The sequence below is a fragment of the Chitinimonas lacunae genome (assembly GCF_042650885.1).
GTDB classification, from domain to species: Bacteria; Pseudomonadota; Gammaproteobacteria; order Burkholderiales; family Chitinimonadaceae; genus Chitinimonas_A; species Chitinimonas_A lacunae.
In genome coordinates this window covers 2,781,083-2,800,368 of record NZ_JBHSBU010000001.1, presented here as the reverse complement: position 1 = coordinate 2,800,368, position 19,286 = coordinate 2,781,083, and the positions used below count along the sequence as shown (strand labels likewise).

The following is a 19,286-nucleotide window of genomic DNA, read 5'->3' as shown; positions in this document are numbered from 1 at the left end:
CATGAGCAATGCCAAACCGGCTGCGGCCACCGCGCTGGAGGAACTGGCCACGCAGGCCGCCCAGCTGCCCGGCGCCCAGCGCTTCAGCGACGAGGATCTCGAACTGGTCTATGGCATCGCCTACAACCTGTACCGCCATGGTCGTCACGACGATGCCCTGCGCTATTTCGCCATGCTGACCAGCTACCGTCCGCTCGAGACGCGCTATCTGCTGGGCCTGGGTGCCTGTCAGCAGATGCTGCGCAACTACGAGGGCGCGATCCAGGCTTATGCGCTGGCGGCGATGGTCAGGCCCGAAGCACCTGAGCCCAGCCTGCATATCGCCGAATGTCTGGTCGCGCAGGCGCAGTTCGCTGAAGCGCGAACCACGCTCGAAGCGCTGATCCGCCTGTGCGAGCTGTCCGGTCAGACGGCGCTCGAACAACGGGCGCGTGGCCTGCTCGAGCTGATCGGGGAACGCTGATGGGGCCATGGCCCGGCGCCGCCGCGGTCGGGGAGCCGCTATCGTCCGACACGATACGGCTGCTGACCGAGATCGGCTTTGCCGCCGCTGGCCGCGGACTGATGGCCGAGGCCGAGACGATCTTCAGTGGCCTGGCCTTGTTGCGGCCCGAGGCGGCTTTTCCATATATCGGGCTGGCCATCACCCGGCTCAACGCCGGCCAGCCTGATGAGGCGGTACGGGTGCTGGAGCGCGACGGTCTGAGCCGCTGCCCCGGCAATATCGAGATTCGAGTATTCTTAGGTCTGGCCTTGCGACTGGCCCGACGCGGTAGCGAAAGCGACAAGATACTGCTGGCGGTGCTGGCCGAGGCCGCCGATCATGATGCCGCCCGCCTGGCGCGTGCCCTGCTGGGTTCGCCCTGATCGCGGTCTTCCAGCAAGGAAAGCAAAGCGTGGATATTCCTGTTACAGCCCTCGCGTCATTGACGACGCCATCCGTCGCGCCGGCCGCCTTGCCGGCTGCCGACGTGCCGCTCACCGAGCAGCAGTATTTTCAACAACTGCTCAATACCTCTTCCGTCCCGACCAGCCAGGCCGTGACACCGGCCGGTGCCACTGCCACCACGGCGCCCGCCACGGTCGGCGACGCCATTCTCGATGGTCTGCGCGGAGTCAGCCGCGATTTCCAGCAGCGCTGGCAGAAGGTCGATGCCACTCTGTCCGACCCGGCCAAGCTGGTCAGCGTGACCGATATGCTGCGCCTGCAATCGCAGATGTTGCAGCTGTCGGTCCAGTATGAAATGGTCGGCAAGGCGGTTTCGCGCTCGACGCAGAATATCGAGCAGCTGATCAAGATCCAATAACTCTCCCCCAGTCGATCCGATGCGGAAATTGTTTATGCGCTGGCGCGGCCTGTTTGCCGTGGCGACGGCGGTATTGTTATTGGCAGCCTGCGGCGGCACGGTCGAATTGATGGCGGCGCTGCCCGAGGCCGAAGCCAACGAAGTGCTGGCGGCGCTGGCCGACGCCGGCGTCCAGGCAGAAAAAGTGGCAGGCAAGGAAGGCATGGTGTCGCTGCGGGTCGAGCAGGACAGCGTGGCGCGCGCCATCGATATCCTGCGCGCCAGGGGCCTGCCGCGCGAGCGCTTCGCCAGGATGGGCGAGGTGTTCAAGAAGGAAGGGTTGATCTCCTCGCCGCTGGAGGAGCGGGCCCGCTATCTGTGGGCATTGTCGCAGGAGCTGTCGGGCACCATCGCCGAGATCGACGGGGTGATCACCGCCCGGGTCCATGTGGTGCTGCCTGAGCGCAGCGTCGAGAGCGACAGCCTGACCCCGTCTTCGGCGGCGGTCTTTATCAAGCATCAGGAAAGCTACAGCCTCGAACCGGTGGTGCCGCAGATCAAGCGTCTCGTCACCAACAGCATCGCCGGTCTGGGTTCGGACAAGGTGTCGGTGGTGCTGGTGCCGGCGCAGACGCCGACGGCACTCGAGCTGCCGGCCGCCGAGGAACTGTTCGGTGCCCGTATCGAAGCGGGCAGCAGCGGCGCGCTGCGGGCACTGCTATGGGGCCAGACCCTTGTCATCGTGCTGTTGCTGGCGGCGATGGCCGCCTATGGCTGGTATCGCCATGGCCGCGACTGGTGGCGTAAACGCCGTGGCGGCGGCTGATGGCGCAGAGCACTGATCTGCTGACCTTGCCGCGCGAAGCCTATCTCGCTTGGCATCGCCTGGCCCATCTGGCCGCGGCTGAATTGCATCCGAGCTGGCGCGAGCACTGTCTGCCGCCCGAGATTGCCCGCTGGCTCGATACCGCCACGCCGACTGCCGCAGTCTGGACGGCCCTGTCGGCGCAGATTGAGCGCCAGCTGGGCCTGCGGCCGGTCACGACCGACCCGCCAAGGCCGGGCCGTCTGTTGGGCTGGTTGCCGGCGCCGGCGTTGACGGCGCTGACGGCCAGGCTTGGCATCACCCTGCTGGGGCGGCCGCTGCGCCATACCCTGGCCCGGGCCGAGGTCGAAGTGCAGCGGCTGGCGCTGGGCGATGAGTTGTACCGCTTCGGGATCGACCAGGCACTGCTGCTCCATGACGCCGAGCCGCCGGCAAGCGACCGGCCCGAGCGCGACTGGGCCGAGCGGGTGGCGGTGATGGGGATTGCCGGCTGGCGCGAAGCGCTGGCCGATGAACGATTATGGGAGCGGGTGCGGCTCAAGCTGCCGCGTCCGCAGGTGGAAGCGGCGGAAGCCGAGGGCGGGCCGGCGCTGCCGTCCGTGCAGCGGCTCTGTCTGCGTCTGTGTCGGGAGTTCGATCCGCGATGGTATTCATTGTTCGCCAAAAGCACGGCCTAGGCCGGCTCGATCCGGGCCGCAAGATCGTCAAGGCGGCCGACTATCAGGCCTGGCGCGACAGCCAGGGCCTGCTGGCCGCGGCCCGCGACGAGGCGGCCACGATCGTGGCTGGTGCGCAGGCGGGCTACGACGCCGAGTGCCGCCGTGGTTATGAGGACGGCCTGGAAGAAGCCAAGCTCGAAACCGCCGAGCGGATGATCGAAACGGTCGGCCGCACCGTCGATTATTTCGCCAAGGTCGAAAACCGGATGATCGAGCTGGTGATGGAGGCGATCCGCAAGATCGTGGCCGATTTCGACGACCGCGAGCGGGTCCGGGTGGTGGTGCGCAATGCCCTGTCGGTGGTGCGCAACCAGAAGCAGGTGACGCTGCGTATTGCCCCCGATCAGGTCGAGACGGTCAAGGCGGCGCTCAATGAGCTGCTGGCCGAATACCCGGGTCTTGGCTACCTCGATATCGTGGCCGACCCGCGTCTGGCGGCCGATGCCTGCATTCTGGAAAGCGAGATCGGCCTGGTCGAAGCGAGCGTCTCGGGCCAGATCGACGCCATCGAAAAAGCCTTCGCCCGCATTCTTGGCAGCCGCACATGAGGCAGTTCGACTACATCACCGAAATGATGGCGCTGGCCTTGCAGGACACGCCGACCTTGCAGATCAAGGGCCGGGTGACGCAGGTGATCGGCACGATCATCAAGGCGGTGGTGCCCACGGTCAAGGTGGGCGAAGTCTGCCTGCTGCGCAATCCCGGTGAATCGTTCGAGATGAAGGCCGAAGTGGTCGGCTTTTCGCGCGACGCCGCGCTGCTGACCCCGATCGGCGATATGTATGGGATTTCCTCGGCCACCGAGGTGATCCCGACCGGCCGTGCCCATATGGTGCCGGTCGGCTTCGGTCTGCTGGGCCGGGTGCTCGATGGGCTGGGCCGGCCGATCGACGGTCGCGAGCGCGGCCCGCTCGAGGTGGACCGTTACTACCCGGTATTCCAGGAAGCGCCCGATCCGCTGACCCGGCGCATGATCGCCGATCCGCTGCCGCTTGGGGTACGGGCGCTCGATGGCCTGTTGACCTGCGGCGAAGGCCAGCGGATGGGCATCTTCGCCGCCGCCGGCGGCGGTAAGTCCACCCTGATGGGCATGCTGGTCAAAGGCGCGGCGGTCGATGTGACGGTGATCGCCCTGATCGGCGAGCGCGGCCGCGAAGTCCGCGAATTCCTCGAACACGAGCTGGGTGAAGAAGGCCGCCGCCGCTCGGTGATCGTCTGTGCCACCTCCGACAAAAGCTCGATGGAGCGTGCCAAGGCCGCCTATGTGGCCACGGCGATCGCCGAATATTTCCGCGATCAGGGCAAGAAGGTGTTGTTCCTGATGGATTCGGTGACGCGCTTTGCCCGCGCCCAGCGCGAAATCGGCCTGGCCGCCGGCGAGCCGCCGACCCGGCGCGGCTATCCGCCCTCGGTGTTCGCCACCTTGCCCCGGCTGATGGAACGGGTCGGCATGAACGACAAGGGTTCGATCACCGCGCTCTATACCGTGCTGGTCGAAGGCGACGATATGACCGAGCCGGTGGCCGACGAGACCCGTTCGATCCTCGACGGCCATATCGTGCTGAGCCGCAAGCTCGGCGCGGCCAACCACTATCCGGCCATCGATGTGCTGGCGTCGGCCTCGCGGGTGATGAACAACATCGTGGACCCCGACCATAAGGCGGCTGCCGGCCGGGTGCGCGAACTGATGGCCAAGTACCAGGAAGTCGAACTGCTGGTGAAGATCGGCGAATACAAGCGCGGCGCCGACCGGACTACCGACGAAGCCATCGACAAGCAGGAACGTATCCGCGCCTTTCTGCGCCAGCGCACCGACGAGCGTTCGGGCTTTGCCGATACCCTGGCCGCATTGCGGAGTCTGGCTGCATGAGCATGTTCGGCGAAATGCTGCGGATCAAGCGCCACCGCGAAAGCCGGGCCGAGCAGGAGGTGCTGCGCGCCGGCGGCGAGCTGGCCAGTGCGGTGGCGGCACGCGAGCAGGCCGAGACCACGCTGCGCGACTACCGTGACTGGGCCCTGCGGCGCGAACGTGAGTTGTACCAGGCGCTATGCGAAAAACCGGTGCGGCTGCGCGATATCGAGGACGTCCAGTTCAGCGTGGTCGAACTGCGCGGCGGCGAGCGCTCGCGGCAGGAAGCGCTCGATCATGCCGAAAAGGCCCGGGTCAATGCGGCCGAGCAGCTTGATCGGGCCCGCAACGGCCATCGCGATGCGGTGCGGATGAAGGAGAAATTCGTCGAGCTGGTGCAGAACTTCGACCAGGAACGGCTGGCCGAGCTGCAAAGGCTGGAGGATCTGGAAATGGAAGAGGTTCGCGCCGTGCGCAACGACGAGGACGAGCAATGGGAAGCTCCGCATGAGTAACGATTTCGGACTGGGCCTCACTATCGACAGTGGCAATCTGTTTGGCGACGACGGCAGCGTGTCGGCGATCAATCCGACCCCGAGCGAAGACAGCGAACGGTTCCGCCAGGCACTTGACCGTGATGAGACGGGCGAGGAGAGCCACGAGAACGACCGGCGCGGCAAGGACGACGACAAGTCCCCCACCGTGCAGCCCGAGCCGGTTGCGCCGCCCCATCCGTTCAGCCTGTTCTCTGCCGTGCCCGACCCGGCTCCGGTAACGGCCGCACCCGATGCGGCGGGCCGGGTGGCTGAATTGGTCGAGACACTGGCGAGTGCGCTGACGACCAACCACGGCGACCACGGCCGGCGCGAAGTGCGGGTCACCTTGCGCCATGAGGTGCTGCCGCGTACCGAATTCCGCGTCTACGAGGCCGAAGGCGCGCTGCAAGTCGATTTCCTGAGCGACGACCCGGCGGCCCAGGCCTGGCTGGTGCAGAGCCTCGGTCCCTTGGCCGAGCAACTGGGCCAGCGGCTGCGTCGTGAAGTCCGCCTGCGGCTGCGCGAAAGCGAAGCGGCGTCAGCAGTGATCGCCACGGTATCGGGCGACGCCATCCTGCCCACTGCCCACCTGCCGGCCGACAGCCAGTCCGACACAGGAGCGCCGCGATGAATGTCCGGCTGCGTCTACCCAAACTCAGCCGCGAAGAGCTGGGCTATCGCAATCTGATTGCCCGCCATGGCGGCGCCTTGCAATTCGGCTTTGGCGGCGCGCCCTGGCGCGGCCGGCTGCGGCCGTTTGAAGCCGACGACGCGGCCGGGCTCGGTTTTGCGTTCGAGGCGGACTGGGGCGGCGGCCGGCTGACGCTGCTTGCGCCCACTGACTGGGCAAGCCGCTGGCTGCGCCATGTCTGGCCTGAAACCACGCTGGAAACCTTGCCCGAGCCGCTGGCCCTGGCGGCCTATGAACATCTGGCGGCACGGCTCGGCGAAGCGCTGGGCAGCCAGCTCGGTCGGCGCGGACTCAAGCTGTTGCGCAGCGGAGCGGCCACGGCTGGGCACAGCGGCCACGGCTATGTCCTGGAGCTGGAAAGCACGGCCAGCGGCGAGCGGCTGCGGCTGGTGCTGTGGCTCGATACGTTGGCGCTGGCCTTTCTGGCCCAGGCGGTGCGTCAGGCGCCGCCGGCCGAATTGCGGCTCGATGAGCTGCCCTTGCCGCTACGGCTCGAACTCGGCTTTGCCGACTTTCTGCTTGAAGAACTGGCGGGGCTTGCTCCCCACGATCTGATCTTTCTCGACGAGTGCGCCATCGGGCTCGATGCCGCTGCACCCGAGCTGACGCTGCGTCTGGGCGGTCGGCTGGGCTTCAAGGCCCGGCTCGACGCCGACCGGCTGACCGTTACCCAAACCTTGAGTGCCATTATGTCCGACGTGCAAAGCCCACAAACCCTGGAAGCCGAATCGTTCGACCAGATCCCGGTCCGGCTGACCTTCGACCTGGGCGAGCGCAGCCTGACGCTGGCCGAACTGCGCACCCTGGCGCCGGGCCATACCTTCGACCTGGGCCGTGACCCGCGTCATGCGGTGGTGATCCGGGCCAATGGCCGTCAGGTGGGCGAGGGCGAGCTGGTCGAGATCGACGGCCGCATCGGCGTGGCGGTGCTGCGCGTGGCGCCGCAACTGACGGGTGAGCGATGAGCTTCGATCCGATCACCCTGGCCCTGGCCCTGGCGCTGCTGGCGCTGGTGCCGATCCTGGTGGTGGTGTGCACCTGCTTTCTGAAGATTTCGGTGGTGATGTCGCTGCTGCGTAATGCACTCGGCGTGCAGCAGATTCCCCCCAATATGGCGCTCTACGGCATGTCGCTGATCCTCACCTTGTACGTGATGGCGCCAGTTGGGCAGAAAATGTACGAATCTATTCGAGAGCAGCCACAGTCCTTGAGTAGTCTGGACGCATTTCTTTCTGGTGCGCAAAAGGGCAGCGAGCCGCTGCGGGCCTTTCTCTACAAGCATTCCAAACCCGAGCAGCGAGCCTTCTTTGTCCGCACCGCCAAGCGGCTGTGGCCGCCCGAGATGGCCGCCAAGGTGCGCAACGACGACTTCCTGGTGCTGGTGCCGGCCTTTGTGATTGCCGAGCTGACCACCGCCTTCGAGGTCGGCTTTCTGCTCTATCTGCCGTTTCTGGTGATCGATCTGGTGGTGTCCAACATCCTGCTGGCCATGGGGATGATGATGGTGTCGCCGGTGACGATCTCGCTGCCGCTCAAGTTATTTCTGTTTGTGATGGTCGATGGCTGGACCCGCCTGATCCAGGGGCTGGTGCTGACCTATGTCTGACCACGCCCTGGTCTGAAAGGAATCTCGATGGAAGCCGTCGATCTGGTCGCCCTGGTCAGCAAGGCGCTGATGCTGGTGCTGTGGCTGTCGCTGCCGCCGATTGTGGTGGCGTCGGTGGTGGGGACGCTGTTCAGCCTGTTGCAGGCGCTGACCCAGATCCAGGAGCAGACCCTGTCGTTCGCGGTCAAGCTGATCGCGGTGGGGATCACCCTGATGCTGACGGCGCGCTGGATAGGCGGCGAGATCTACAACTACACGGTGTCGCTGTTCGATACCTTTCCGCTGCTCTGATGGGCACTGCGCTTGACCTGGCCTTTGCCAAGAGCTTTCTGACTGCGCTGGGACTGACCATGCCGCGCATGCTGGCGGTATTCCTGCTGGTGCCGCTGTTCAACCGCCAATTGCTGCCCGGCATGTTGCGCGGCGCGGTGGCGGCCTCGCTGTGTCTGGTGCTGGTGCCGGCCATGCAGGGCGAATTGTCGCAGCACCGCTTTGCCGGGCTCGATCTGCTGGCGCTGATCCTCAAGGAAGCGACCATCGGCTTTATGCTCGGCTTTCTGATCGCCCTGCCGTTCTGGTCGCTCGAAGCGGTCGGTTTTATCGTCGATAACCAGCGCGGCGCCAGTATCGCCTCCTCGATCAACCCCTTGACCGGTCACGACAGCTCGCCGCTTGGCATGTTGTTCAACCAGGCCTTCATGGTGTTTTTCCTGCTCAGCGGCGGTTTTGTGCTGATGTTGTCGGTGCTGTACCAGAGCTATGAGCTGTGGCCGGTGCTGGGCGAATGGCCGACGCTGCGGCCCAGCCAGGCGCCGGCTCTGCTGGGGCTGCTCGACCGACTGGTGGGTCTGGCCATGGTGCTGGCCGGACCGGTGCTGGTCGCGATGTTTCTGGCCGAGATGGGGCTTGCGCTGGTCAGCCGCTTTGCCCCGCAGCTTCAGGTGTTCTTTCTGGCCATGCCGATCAAGAGTGCGCTGGCGATGCTGATGCTGGCGGTGTACGCCGTCAATCTGTTCGATAACGCGGCGCTCGAGATCAACCGCTTCCATGGTCTGTTCGATACGGTGCGCGACACCTTGGGCTGGAAGATTGCGCCATGAGCGGCGAAAAGACCGAACAGCCCACCTCGAAAAAGCTGCGTGACGCTCGCCAGAAAGGCCAGGTGGCGCACAGCAAGGACTTTACCCAGGTGCTGCTGGTGCTCGCACTGTTCGGCTATCTGCTGATGGCGGGGCCGAGCCTGATGCAGTCGATGGCCGAGATGATCCTGTTGCCGGCACAACTGCACGGAATGCCGTTCCGCAATGCCCTGGCCCTGGCGCTGGAGCAGATGATGCGCGACGGCGCCCTGCTGCTGCTGCCGTTTCTGCTGATCGTGCTGGGCATCGGCATCTTCGGCGAGACGCTCCAGGTCGGCATCCTGTTCGCATTCGAATCGCTCAAGCCCTCGGCCAAGAAGCTCAATGTGGTCGACAACCTGAAGAATATGTTCTCGGCCAAGAATCTGGTCGAGTTCCTCAAGTCCTGCATCAAGGTGGTGTTCCTGTCGGCGCTGGTCTACTTCGTGGTGCGCGACGCGCTCGACCCGCTGACCAAGCTGCCGTCGGGCGGGGTGATGGCGATCGGTCTGGCGGTGGCCAGCCTGATGCGCACCATGGTGATCAATGTGGTGCTGTGCTTTGGCGCGATCGCGCTGGCCGATCTGGCCTGGCAGCGCTATCGCCATACCAAAGACCTGATGATGAGCAAGGAAGAGATCAAGCAGGAATACAAGGAAATGGAAGGCGACCCGCATATCAAGGGCAAGCGGCGCCATCTGGCCCAGGAGATCGCCATGGGCGGCGGGGCCGAGCGGGCGCGCAAGGCCAGCGTGGTGGTCACCAATCCGACCCATTTCGCCGTGGCGCTCTATTACCAGGAAGCCGAGACGCCGCTGCCCATGGTGCTGGCCAAGGGCCAGGATGCACTGGCGCAGCGGATCGTCGAAGTGGCCCGTGAAGAAGGCATCCCGGTGCTGCAAAACGTGCCGCTGGCCCGCGCCCTGTACCGGTCTACCCCGGTAGACCATGTGATTCCCACCGACCTGATCGAACCGGTCGCCGAAGTGCTGCGGCTGGTGCGCCAATTGGCGCAGGATCGACTCCGCTAAATCGAGGAACTGCCGATGTCCCAACCCGCCCTGCATCCCGCGCTGGCCGCTCTGGCGAGCAAATACGCGCTTGACGCCGATCTGCGCCGCGACGGCCGTCTGACCCTGACCATCGACGGCGTCCACCGTGTCCATTGTCTGGCGGCGTCGGGCGGGAGCCTGCTGCTCGAAGCACGGGTCTGCCGTATCCCGGCCGACCCGTTGCGCCGCCGCGAGGCGCTCGAGCGGGCGATGAAGGTGGCAGGTGCCCGGGTTCAGGGCCAACGCGACGGCGTGGCGCTCAACGCCGAGGGCGACTCGCTGTTGTTGCAGCAGACGCTGGCGGCCGATGCCGATCTGTATGCGCTGGAGAATGAGCTGGGCGAATTCGTCAATTCGCTGGTGGTGTGGAAGGCGGCAATGCAGGGGATGGGCCAATGAAACGGCTGTGGTGGTTTGCCGCCTTGCTGGCGGCGCTGGCAAGTCCGCTTCAGGCCGCGACGCCGCCGTGGCCCGAGGCGCCCTATGCCTTCTATGCCGAGAATCAGACGGTGCAGCAGGTGGTGCGCGAATTCGCAGCCCAGTTCGGCCTGACTGCCAGCATCGCCGATGGCGTGACGGGCCGGGTCAATGGCCGGATCGCGGCCGATACGCCGGCAGGCTTTCTCAACCGGCTCGGCAACGCCTATGGTCTGACCTGGTTCTATTACGGCGGCACGCTGTATATCGATCGGGCCAGTGAAGTGCTGACGCGGCCGATCGCCGCCCAGGGCGGCTCGCTGGCATCGCTGAAGCAGGCGCTGACGGCGCTGGGCTTGCTCGACCCGCGCTTCGGCTGGGGCGAACTGCCCGAGCGCGGCGTGGCGCTGGTGTCGGGGCCGCGTGCCTATGTCGAGCTGATCGCCAAGGCGGTGACCGATCTGCCGACCTTGCCGGCCGATGAGCGGGTGGCGGTGTTCCGGCTCAAGCATGCCTCGGTCGAGGACCGAGTCATGCTGTTCCGCGACCGTCAACTGACCACGCCCGGGGTCGCCACCATCTTGCAGAACCTGATCGCCGGGCGGGACGAGAACGCCGGCAGCCAGTCGCAATTGCTCGATATGGCGGCGCCCTTGCGCAATGCCACACCGATTGCCGATGTCGGCGGCGCCGCCAAGACCGAGCAGCCGCGCGCCGACCGGCCCGGTCAGCAGCGGGTGGCGGCGATCCAGGCCGACCCACGGATCAATGCCGTGATCGTGCGCGACAATCCGGCGCGGATTCCGGTCTACGCCCAACTGATCGAAGCGCTCGATGTGCCGACCGAGCTGATCGAGATCGAGGCGATGATTCTCGACGTCAACAGCAGCAAGCTGAGTGAACTGGGCATCGCCTGGGCCGGTCGCGACGGCCGTACTGCCGCCGGGTTTGGCCGGGTTGGCGAGCCCGATGGCAATACCCTGGTGTTCAATCGCGGCAGCAGCGTCAATCCGAGCACGATCCTGGCCGATGCCGGCAATTATCTGGTCAGCCGGATCAAATTCCTCGAAGGCCGAGGCGATGCCCGGGTGCTGTCGCGGCCCTCGGTGCTGACGGTCGATAATCTGGGTGCCTTGCTCGATCTGTCGGAGACCTTCTATATCCGGGTCAGCGGCGAGCGCACCGCCAATGTGGTGCCGATCACCACCGGCACCACGCTGCGGGTCACGCCCCGGTTGGTCGAGCACCAGGGCCGCCATCAGATCCAACTGGTGGTGGATATCGAAGACGGCGCCATCCAAGATAAAAAACTGGTGGGCGACCTGCCGACCGTGCGGCGCAGCGTGGTCAGCACCCAGGCGGTGATCGGTGAGAACGAAAGTCTGCTGATCGGCGGCTATCACAATGAAGTGGATATCAAGGAAGACAACCATATCCCGGTGCTTGGGCAGATTCCGCTGTTGGGTGCGCTGTTCAGCAACAAGAGCAGCGACCGGCAAAAGCGCGAGCGGCTGTTCCTGATCACCCCGAAACGGGTGAGTTCGCAGCCGGGCCTGCCGGCCAGGATGCTGCCGCCCGTGCCGGAAACCCCGGCGCCCGTTGAGCGCGGACCGTCGCCCGATCATTGAAACGGTATTTTCTCGATTATTCCTGAACCGGCCGCTCCGTTCGCTTACTCAGCCCCGGTCCGGCCAGAACGGTGCATAAGGAGCCTTAGCATGAGCGATGCGGTAAGACTGTTTCAGGAAAAAGTGACGGCGCTGGGACGTCGTCTCGGCCTCGATACCTCGACACTCGAACAAGGTGAGCCGTCGGTCGAAATCGGCTATGCCGACGGGTCCAATGTGGTGCTGGCCTGTCTCGAAGCGCGCAATGAGATCAGCCTGTCAACCGAGCTGTTCTTTATGCCGCCGCCGGGCGAACGCTCCGATGCGCTATGTCGGACCTTGCTGGCGGCCCATGCCTTTGGCCTGGAAACCGACGGGGTCTGCTTCGGCCTCAATCGTGAGGCCGACAAACTGATCGCTTTCCGTTGTCTTGACCTGACCTCGCTCGATGATGAGCGGCTGGCTGCGGCGCTGACTGCCGTGGTACAGGCCCGTCTGCGCTGGCGCGGCGATTACGAGGCCGGTCGGCTGGTCGATGAGGCCGCCGAGGCTGGCGAGGCGCCGATTGTGCAGGCCATCGGTTTCAATTTCGCCTGAGGAGACGGCCATGGCTTACGATAATTCGCTTGGTCCGCAGCATTCCCAATTCCAGCCTTCGCTCAAACAGCTCGATAACGACGCCTCTGAACAGATTTCCTCGCAGAACGACGATTCCCAGGCGCAGTCGATGAGTTCGGTCCAGCCCAACAACAGCGCCAAGCCGCCTTCGCAACTTCAGGGCAAGCAGATCGACGAGTCCGAGCTGCCCAAGGCGCAATCGATGTCTTCGGCCAAGAGCGCCAAGGTCAACAGCGACTTCATGGCTTCCCTGAAGGACGCCCAGAAGCTCAGCGACGATTTCGTGGCGGTGATGACCGACAAGAAGGTGCCGGCGCATGTGCGCAATGTGATGACCGTGCTCGATAACGCCTACGATCAGTTCGATTTCTCGCGCAAGAAGACCGACCTCGACAAAGGAGAATTCACCAAGGAAGCCTATCGGGCCGCCTTGATGAAGGGGGCGCACATCGAGTTCCAGGATGGCGGCGCCCTGTTGCAGGAACTGCTCAAGCAAGGCGGCCAGCACGAAGATGGGGTCAAGGCGCAGGACGGCCATTTCTATAACCGCAAGGGTGAGTCCAGCCATTACTTCGAGTACAACACCAAGAGCCTCTTCACCACCGACTACAGCTATAAGCAGACCAACCAATACGGTGCCGACCTCGGTCATGCCGCCAAGAACAGCGGTGCCAAGCCCTGGGTGGGCCATCTGCTGATCGGCAATACCATCAACCACTCTCTCGATAAGTCGATCGATTCGAACTGGGCCAAGGGAAATACCTTCGTCCAGTTCGAAAACAACGGCACGGCCAGCAAGATGGACAAATACGTCTACCACGGCAGCGACTACGGCAGCCACCGCTATAACGCCAAGCAGCAGGTCGGACCGATGGGGGTGATCGAGGCCAGCGAGAAGCCCGATAAGCTGACCCATCTGGTGGCGACGCCAAGTAATAACGACATCTAGGTCAGCCTAGAGTGAGCCATTCCAAAAGGGAATGGCTTTTTGTTTTCATCTCAAGAATAAGTCCGGCATATAGCTAAAAAGCCATGCGTTTTTTGCATGGCTTCTTTGGTCTTGGAGGCGCTGGTGTGGCGGGAGGGGGAGAACAGCGCAGTGCTCGGATCGGGCTGATGGCCTGGCGCCGCAGATTTTTGTGCTGCCCGACTGAACCGGATGCGCACTGGCGTTACTCACCCTTCCGTCAGCCACTCAACTTTCGAACAAGGACCCGCCATGACCATCGCTCTGACCCAGTTTCATCAGCATATCGCGGCTCTGAGCCGCCGGCTCGGCCTTGACGCCAGCGCGCTGGGCGCCGGTGAGCGTCTGGTCGAGATCGCTTATGCCGATGGCTCCAATATCGTGCTGGCCTGTCTGGAAGAGCGCAATGAACTCACGCTGTCGGCCGAACTGTTCGACGCGCCGCAATCGGACGAAGAAGCCGTTCGACTCTACCGCGAACTATTGATCAACCACGCCTTCGGCCTCGAAACCGCCGGCGCCTATTTCAGCCTCAACCCGGTCGCCAATCGCTTCGTGCTGTGTCGGGCGCTGCCGCTGGCCGGGCTCGAAGAGGACACCCTGGCCGAAGCGCTGAGTGCGCTGGGTCGGGTACGGCGACAGTGGATGGAGCGCTATGAAGCGGGGCAGTTGTTGCCTGCCGCCCCGCTGGTCAGCGCAGAACCCAGTCAGGTCTCCGGGCAGTTCTTTGCTTAAGGAATATCGTCATGGCTTCAGATCCCAGCCTCAACTCGGTCTCGGTCAACCAGCACTACCATGTCAATGTCAACGAGACCCTGAATCAGAGCAGCAGCAACGTTTCCAGCAACCAGCAGGCGGTATCGATCAACAGCGTCTCGGCCAGCAACAATGCCCAGCCGCCGTCCTTGCAGTCGAGTTCATCCTCAAGCTCGGTCGATGATGTCCAGGCACTGGAGTTGAAATTCCCCGAGCAGAACAAGGCCAACAGCGCACTGCTCAAGGACCTGGCCTCGGACTGCAAACGCTGCGACGCCACCTTCGATGCGGTGGTCAGCGACGACAAGGTGCCTAAGCATATCCGGCAGATGCTGACCACCATCGATGCCCATTACGATACCTGTGACTTCTCGCGCTGCGATGAAGCGCTCGACAAGCAGAATTTCTCCAAGGAGATGTTCCGCACTGCCTTGCTCCATGGCGGCCATATGGTGTTCGAGGACAACGGCGAGCTGTGCAAGACCCTGCTGCAACAGGGCGGTCAGATCAACAATGGCTGGGGCAGCTATCTGTCCAATATGGGCAAGCAGAGCTACAACGGCGAGTTCTACGACCGGGTCGGCCAGTCGAGCCACTACAAGCGCTCGAACAACGATGGCAAGTTCTCCTTCACCTCCTCGACCTATCAGACCCCGCAATGGGGCTCCGATATCGGCCACGCGGTGCAGGGTTCGGGCCGCAAGGAATGGATGGGCCATCTGCTGATCGGCACCACCTTCGATGGCCACAGCTTTATCCAGTTCGAGAACAACGGCACGGCCAACTTTTCGGATAAATATCCCAGCCACGGCAAGGATTTTTACAACCACTGGAAGAGCGACTACCTCCAGGTCGGGCCGATGGGCAAGGTCGAGGCCAGCGAGAAGAAGGGTACCCATTTCACCGCGAAGCCGAAATAAGTTTGGCTATGCTTCTGGGGCATGGATAAATGGCTCTATGCCGCTATCCATCTTCTATTAATGAAAAACAGCCATGCATTTTATGCATGGCTGTTTCGATTGGCGGCACAGTGCCGGATTTACTGCTTCTTGCCTTGTTCCTTGCGTGCTGCCTGTAGTGCGGACTCGGTGGCCTTGGCGACCCGCTCGGCCATCGGCTGCATGCGTTTTTCCAGCAGCGACATGGTCTTCTCCATCACCACTGGCATCTTGGCGACGAAGGCCTTGCCGGTCGGGCTCTGGTAGAAGTCGATCAGACCGTCGATCTCTTCCTGGCTGAAGCTCTGCGAATACACCTCAAGATAGAACGGCTTGAGTTTTTCCCAGCTCACTTCCTCGTTCATGATCTGGACCAGGGTCTCGGTCAGTTGCTTGACCAGCTTGGCATTGGCCTGCTCCTTGTCCGACATCATCTGCAACATATTCCGGCGCAGCATCTCGGTCATCTGCGGCTGCATATTGCGCACCAGTTGTTCGCTATTGGTGACGACGAGCAGCTTCTCCAGCGAGGCGGTACTCGGTTCGGCTGCCAGGGCGGGCAGGGCGGCGGCCAGCACAATGGCCATCTTCAGCATCTTTTTCATCGGAAAAGGTTTCTCAAGGGATAAGAAAAACCGGCGCATGGCCGGCGACGGCGGGCAGTGTGCCATAAAGTGCCGTGGAATGCCGATGGCATGATTGCCGTGGGAAGGCTTGGCCTGTCGGTGGTGGCCACCTTCGAGAGGACAGTGGAGCGGAAGCTGTTTGCGCAGCAGCTATGCAAATCAGGAATCGATTTGTTGCTGAACGACAGGTAGAGGCTGGAAACAATAAAAAATAGCTATGCAGTCAGTGCATGGCTATTTTTTATCGATAAACGCTGGCTAGAAATCCAGCTCGACGCCAGCACGGCGGAAGCGGTCACGCAGTGCGGCACGGGCGCGGAATAGCCGGCTGCGCACGGTGCCGACCGGGATCGACAACATGATGGCGGCGTCTTCGTAACTGAGTTCCTCGACCGCAACGAGCAGCAGCACTTCGCGCATATCGTCGGGCAGGGCGGCCAGCTCGCGTTGCAGATGGGCCATCATCTGGTTGCCCGACACCTGCTCGCGCGGGTCGACCGTGGTTTCGCTGGCCAGTTCGGCCAGGGTGTCGTCGCTCTCGAATTGATGCACCCGGTGCGGCGCGCGCGACAGATAGTTGCGCACCAGATTCATGGCGATCCCATAGAGCCAGGTCGACAGCTCCGATTCGCCGCGGAAGGTGGCGATCGCCTTGGCTGCTTCGACAAAGGCCTGCTGGGCGATATCGGCGGCATCGTCGGCATGGCCGATATTCTTCAGCACGAAACGGTAAAGCCGCTTCTGATGCTCGTCGACCAGATGGCGGAATAGCTTTTCCTGCTCGGCGCGCGGCAGCGGCGTGGGTTCGACGGCGTCGTCGGTACTCATCGTGGCTCCGGTTGGGGAGGGAGCATGTTCGGGCTGATTCGACATGACAAAGCGCGCTTGCCGCTCAGCCCAGCTGGGCCTGGATCGCTGCCAGCATCAACGGCCGGGCCGTGACCAGATCGATATGTTCGAGGTCGCCCTGGCTGGCGGCATCGAAGCGTTGCTGGAAGTCGGCGTCGATCTGGGCCAGCACTTTGCTGTCGAGCTTGCTTGGGTCGATCTTCAGTTGCTGGCACAGCTGACGGAATTCCCCGCTCAGCGACGAAGCCGACAGCATGGTGCGCGACATGAAGTTCAGGCCGGAAAAAGCGCTTTGGCTCGCGGTAGCCATCTCGATCGCCTGTTCGACCTGGCGAGCCGACAGCGGCTTCGATGGCGCGCTCGACAGACCAAGCTCGCGCGCAACGGCTTGGCCGATCCGGCTGCCGTAGCCGTTTTGCAGTGCTTGCAGAAAGATTTGGGTGGTATCGGTCGCAACCGAGTCAGGCTCGATCCAGGCGACCTGACGGCCCGAGGGCGTCTGGCCTTGGGCCAGAACCCGCGGGCCGTCGGGGGTCATGCTGACCGAGACCGACTCGCCCTGGGTGGCCGCCTGACGGAAGGCGTCGAGGCTCAGGCCATTGGAGTTCAGATTGACAGGCATCGTGTATCACCGAAACAGCAGGGTGGGGCATTCTTAGTTGGAACACTCTGTGGCCGGCGCAGGACACGCCGGCCCCAGCACGGCGCGCCCGATCATGCCGGCGCTTAGGCGGTGAGTAACGACCTTGCCAAAAGAGTTCACAAAAATTGCCTAGCATAAGCCCCGCTATCGGGTGAAGCGACCGAACGCTCCCGTAACAGATTTCCTTTATCTTTCCTTTTTTCATCACTAGAGCGAAAGCTCTGGCGATTGCTTGTCCTGATAATTTCTAATTCAAGGCTATGCTGCTCAGCTCCTGCGGGTCAGCACGGCAGCAAAGAAACCGTCGCAACCATGCTGCTGCGGCGTCAATTGCAGATAGTCGTCCTGCTCGAGCGCAATCTTCTGTTCAGCCAGCACCGATGACACCGGCACCAGCTCGAATTGCGGATGGCTGGCCAGAAATTCGGCCACGATGGCCTCGTTCTCGCGCGGCAGGATGCTGCACGTAGCGTAGACCAGGCGGCCGCCGATTTTCACCAGACGGGCAGCAGCGGCCAGAATCGAGCGCTGCTTCTGGTTGAGTTCGTCGACCGATTGGACGCTCTGGCGGAATTTGAGGTCAGGATTGCGCCGCAGCGTGCCCAGGCCCGAGCACGGGGCATCGACCAGCACGCGGTCGAGCTTGCCGGCCAGACGTTTGATCCGGCTGTCGTTCTCGTGCTCGATCCGTTGCGGCTGGACATTGGACAGCCCCGAGCGTGCCAGCCGCGGCTTCAGATTGGCCAGCCGTTTTTCCGAGACATCGAAGGCGTAGAGCCGGCCGCTCGAATTCATCAGCATGCCAAGCAGCAGGGTCTTGCCGCCGGCGCCGGCGCAGAAGTCGGCCACCATCTCGCCCCGGCGCGGGGCCAGCAGCAGGCCGAGCAACTGACTGCCTTCGTCCTGTACTTCAAACGCGCCCTCGTTGAACAGCGGATGACGGTTGAGCGCCGGCTTGCCCTGCACGCGCAGGCCATGGGGCGAATAGGGAGTGGGTTCGACGGTCAGGCCGTCCTGGCGCAGCCGCTCGAGTACCTCGTCGCGGCGGGCCTTGAGGGTATTGACCCGCAGATCGAGCGGGGCGGGCCGGGCCAGTGCCTGGCCCAGGGTCAGGATGGCTTCGCTCGACTGACCGGCCGCTGCGAGTTCGGCCACCACCCAATCGGGCAGCTCGGCCGTTTCGCCGAGGCTGAACTGTTCGGCCTTGAAGCCTTTCACCTGGCCGAGCCATTGCCGCTCCTGCTCATTGGTGACGGCTTCGAATTCGCGCAGATTGAGACCGCCGCGCCGGGCCAGAAAGGCCAGCAGCAGCCGCTTGGGCGTGGCTTCGGGGGCGCAGATGCGGTCGAGCTGGCGCTTGTGGCGCAGCACGCCAAACACCGACTCGGCGATAAAGCCGCGGTCGTGGCTGCCCAGCTTGGGACGGTCGCGGAAAAAGCGCGACATGGCCACATCGGCCGGAATATCGAGCGGCAGCACCTGACGCAGGGCTTCGATGGTTTCGTAAAACGGGGCGGTCGGTAGGCTCATGGCTGGACTTCTACGGTACGCGCGACGAACTGGAATTCATTGTCGTCGTCGCTGCGGATCAGTTTGACGGGAAGATTATGAAGTTGCGGCGCCAGCCAGACTTCGGTGCGACGGCTCGGGTCGGCTGAACGCCAGATCCGTACATCGAGTTTTCTGGCGCCCAGGGTAAAGCTGCTGCTGTCGACCTGTTGCAGGCGTTCGTCGCGCAGCCGTTTGGCGGTGGCGACCGGAAAGGACGCTTCCTTGCGGTCGCCCAGAAAGGTCAGTTGGAACACAAAGGCATTGGCATCCTGGGTGCCGCTGCCCAGCTTGTCTTCGCTCTGGTCGAAACGGGCGGTATTGGCCTGCCAGTCAAAGCGCACGCTGCGGCGCGGCTTGTCGCCATTGCCGCGGAATTCCTGATAGCTCTCGGGACGCAGACCCTGCCGGCCCAGTTCGCCTTCGCTCAGATAACGCAGGCGCGGGCCGAGCCATGGAGTCAGTTCGGTTTCGAGCCGGTAGCGCTTGTCTTGCAGCGTCCAGTTCTGTTCGGCGACGCCAAGCTTGGTGCTGCCGCTCAACACGTCATAGACGATACGGGCCTGCTGCGGCAGCGGCGCCGCCAGCGCGGTGGTACTGAGCAATAGGGCGGTCAGGGTGGTACGGATCATAG

The 19,286-nt window shown here is 63.5% G+C and carries 25 protein-coding genes; 20 read left to right on the top strand and 5 right to left on the bottom strand.

The window, feature by feature from the left end:
• The first annotated feature begins 1 nt into the window (after position 1).
• The 20 genes from ACFOW7_RS11910 (at position 2) to ACFOW7_RS11815 (ending at position 14,968) form a co-directional block, all read left to right on the top strand.
• Positions 2–463: a SycD/LcrH family type III secretion system chaperone gene (locus ACFOW7_RS11910; RefSeq protein ID WP_378164465.1), complete on the top strand. Its 462-nt coding sequence runs from the start codon at positions 2–4 to the stop codon at positions 461–463.
• Positions 463–867 (top strand): tetratricopeptide repeat protein, encoded by a 405-nt coding sequence (locus ACFOW7_RS11905; protein ID WP_378164463.1) that lies wholly within the window; start codon positions 463–465, stop codon positions 865–867. Before ACFOW7_RS11910 ends, ACFOW7_RS11905 begins: the two co-directional genes overlap by 1 nt.
• A gap of 29 nt (positions 868–896) precedes the next feature.
• Positions 897–1,307, top strand: a complete 411-nt coding sequence (gene sctI / locus ACFOW7_RS11900) for a type III secretion system inner rod subunit SctI (protein WP_378164461.1) — start codon at positions 897–899, stop codon at positions 1,305–1,307.
• A gap of 34 nt (positions 1,308–1,341) precedes the next feature.
• Positions 1,342–2,112 (top strand): type III secretion system inner membrane ring lipoprotein SctJ, encoded by a 771-nt coding sequence (gene sctJ / locus ACFOW7_RS11895; protein ID WP_378164459.1) that lies wholly within the window; start codon positions 1,342–1,344, stop codon positions 2,110–2,112.
• Positions 2,112–2,789, top strand: coding sequence for a SctK family type III secretion system sorting platform protein (locus tag ACFOW7_RS11890; RefSeq protein ID WP_378164457.1), 678 nt, complete (start codon positions 2,112–2,114; stop codon positions 2,787–2,789). The genes sctJ and ACFOW7_RS11890 overlap by 1 nt, the downstream gene beginning before the upstream one ends.
• On the top strand, positions 2,756–3,379 hold the full coding sequence (locus ACFOW7_RS11885; protein ID WP_378164455.1) for an HrpE/YscL family type III secretion apparatus protein: 624 nt from the start codon (positions 2,756–2,758) through the stop codon (positions 3,377–3,379). Before ACFOW7_RS11890 ends, ACFOW7_RS11885 begins: the two co-directional genes overlap by 34 nt.
• Positions 3,376–4,701 (top strand): type III secretion system ATPase SctN, encoded by a 1,326-nt coding sequence (gene sctN, locus ACFOW7_RS11880; RefSeq protein WP_378164453.1) that lies wholly within the window; start codon positions 3,376–3,378, stop codon positions 4,699–4,701. Before ACFOW7_RS11885 ends, sctN begins: the two co-directional genes overlap by 4 nt.
• Entirely contained in the window at positions 4,698–5,195 is a 498-nt protein-coding gene (gene sctO / locus ACFOW7_RS11875; RefSeq protein WP_378164451.1) for a type III secretion system stalk subunit SctO, read from the top strand. Before sctN ends, sctO begins: the two co-directional genes overlap by 4 nt.
• Positions 5,188–5,847 carry a type III secretion HpaP family protein gene (locus ACFOW7_RS11870; RefSeq protein WP_378164448.1) on the top strand — a complete coding sequence of 220 codons (660 nt, stop codon included), beginning with the start codon at positions 5,188–5,190 and terminating at the stop codon, positions 5,845–5,847. Before sctO ends, ACFOW7_RS11870 begins: the two co-directional genes overlap by 8 nt.
• Complete coding sequence (gene sctQ / locus ACFOW7_RS11865) at positions 5,844–6,872, top strand: type III secretion system cytoplasmic ring protein SctQ (protein ID WP_378164446.1); 1,029 nt, start codon at positions 5,844–5,846, stop codon at positions 6,870–6,872. Before ACFOW7_RS11870 ends, sctQ begins: the two co-directional genes overlap by 4 nt.
• Positions 6,869–7,513, top strand: coding sequence for a type III secretion system export apparatus subunit SctR (sctR, locus tag ACFOW7_RS11860; RefSeq protein ID WP_378164444.1), 645 nt, complete (start codon positions 6,869–6,871; stop codon positions 7,511–7,513). The genes sctQ and sctR overlap by 4 nt, the downstream gene beginning before the upstream one ends.
• Before the next feature lie 27 nt (positions 7,514–7,540).
• Complete coding sequence (gene sctS / locus ACFOW7_RS11855) at positions 7,541–7,804, top strand: type III secretion system export apparatus subunit SctS (RefSeq protein ID WP_378164442.1); 264 nt, start codon at positions 7,541–7,543, stop codon at positions 7,802–7,804.
• Positions 7,804–8,613 (top strand): type III secretion system export apparatus subunit SctT, encoded by an 810-nt coding sequence (gene sctT, locus ACFOW7_RS11850; RefSeq protein WP_378164440.1) that lies wholly within the window; start codon positions 7,804–7,806, stop codon positions 8,611–8,613. Before sctS ends, sctT begins: the two co-directional genes overlap by 1 nt.
• On the top strand, positions 8,610–9,662 hold the full coding sequence (sctU, locus tag ACFOW7_RS11845) for a type III secretion system export apparatus subunit SctU (RefSeq protein WP_378164438.1): 1,053 nt from the start codon (positions 8,610–8,612) through the stop codon (positions 9,660–9,662). The genes sctT and sctU overlap by 4 nt, the downstream gene beginning before the upstream one ends.
• A gap of 15 nt (positions 9,663–9,677) precedes the next feature.
• Positions 9,678–10,082 (top strand): CesT family type III secretion system chaperone, encoded by a 405-nt coding sequence (locus ACFOW7_RS11840; protein ID WP_378164435.1) that lies wholly within the window; start codon positions 9,678–9,680, stop codon positions 10,080–10,082.
• Complete coding sequence (sctC, locus tag ACFOW7_RS11835; RefSeq protein ID WP_378164433.1) at positions 10,079–11,728, top strand: type III secretion system outer membrane ring subunit SctC; 1,650 nt, start codon at positions 10,079–10,081, stop codon at positions 11,726–11,728. The genes ACFOW7_RS11840 and sctC overlap by 4 nt, the downstream gene beginning before the upstream one ends.
• Before the next feature lie 90 nt (positions 11,729–11,818).
• Positions 11,819–12,304, top strand: a complete 486-nt coding sequence (locus ACFOW7_RS11830) for a type III secretion system chaperone (protein WP_378164431.1) — start codon at positions 11,819–11,821, stop codon at positions 12,302–12,304.
• Between the two features lie 10 nt (positions 12,305–12,314).
• Entirely contained in the window at positions 12,315–13,274 is a 960-nt protein-coding gene (locus tag ACFOW7_RS11825) for a hypothetical protein (protein WP_378164429.1), read from the top strand.
• Between the two features lie 270 nt (positions 13,275–13,544).
• Positions 13,545–14,027, top strand: a complete 483-nt coding sequence (locus tag ACFOW7_RS11820; protein WP_378164427.1) for a type III secretion system chaperone — start codon at positions 13,545–13,547, stop codon at positions 14,025–14,027.
• An 11-nt stretch (positions 14,028–14,038) separates the two neighbouring features.
• Positions 14,039–14,968 carry a hypothetical protein gene (locus tag ACFOW7_RS11815; protein WP_378164425.1) on the top strand — a complete coding sequence of 310 codons (930 nt, stop codon included), beginning with the start codon at positions 14,039–14,041 and terminating at the stop codon, positions 14,966–14,968.
• A gap of 119 nt (positions 14,969–15,087) precedes the next feature.
• Here ACFOW7_RS11815 and ACFOW7_RS11810 read toward each other — a convergent pair whose 3' ends face one another.
• The 5 genes from ACFOW7_RS11810 to ACFOW7_RS11790 form a co-directional block, all read right to left on the bottom strand.
• Positions 15,088–15,591, bottom strand: coding sequence for a DUF2059 domain-containing protein (locus ACFOW7_RS11810; RefSeq protein WP_378164423.1), 504 nt, complete (start codon positions 15,589–15,591; stop codon positions 15,088–15,090).
• A gap of 279 nt (positions 15,592–15,870) precedes the next feature.
• Positions 15,871–16,440 carry an RNA polymerase sigma factor gene (locus tag ACFOW7_RS11805; RefSeq protein ID WP_378164421.1) on the bottom strand — a complete coding sequence of 190 codons (570 nt, stop codon included), beginning with the start codon at positions 16,438–16,440 and terminating at the stop codon, positions 15,871–15,873.
• A 64-nt stretch (positions 16,441–16,504) separates the two neighbouring features.
• Positions 16,505–17,083, bottom strand: a complete 579-nt coding sequence (locus ACFOW7_RS11800; RefSeq protein ID WP_378164419.1) for a hypothetical protein — start codon at positions 17,081–17,083, stop codon at positions 16,505–16,507.
• Positions 17,084–17,371: 288 nt separating this feature from the next.
• Entirely contained in the window at positions 17,372–18,634 is a 1,263-nt protein-coding gene (locus tag ACFOW7_RS11795; RefSeq protein WP_378164417.1) for an RsmB/NOP family class I SAM-dependent RNA methyltransferase, read from the bottom strand.
• On the bottom strand, positions 18,631–19,284 hold the full coding sequence (locus tag ACFOW7_RS11790) for a DUF3108 domain-containing protein (RefSeq protein WP_378164415.1): 654 nt from the start codon (positions 19,282–19,284) through the stop codon (positions 18,631–18,633). The genes ACFOW7_RS11795 and ACFOW7_RS11790 overlap by 4 nt, the downstream gene beginning before the upstream one ends.
• Positions 19,285–19,286: the final 2 nt, after the last annotated feature.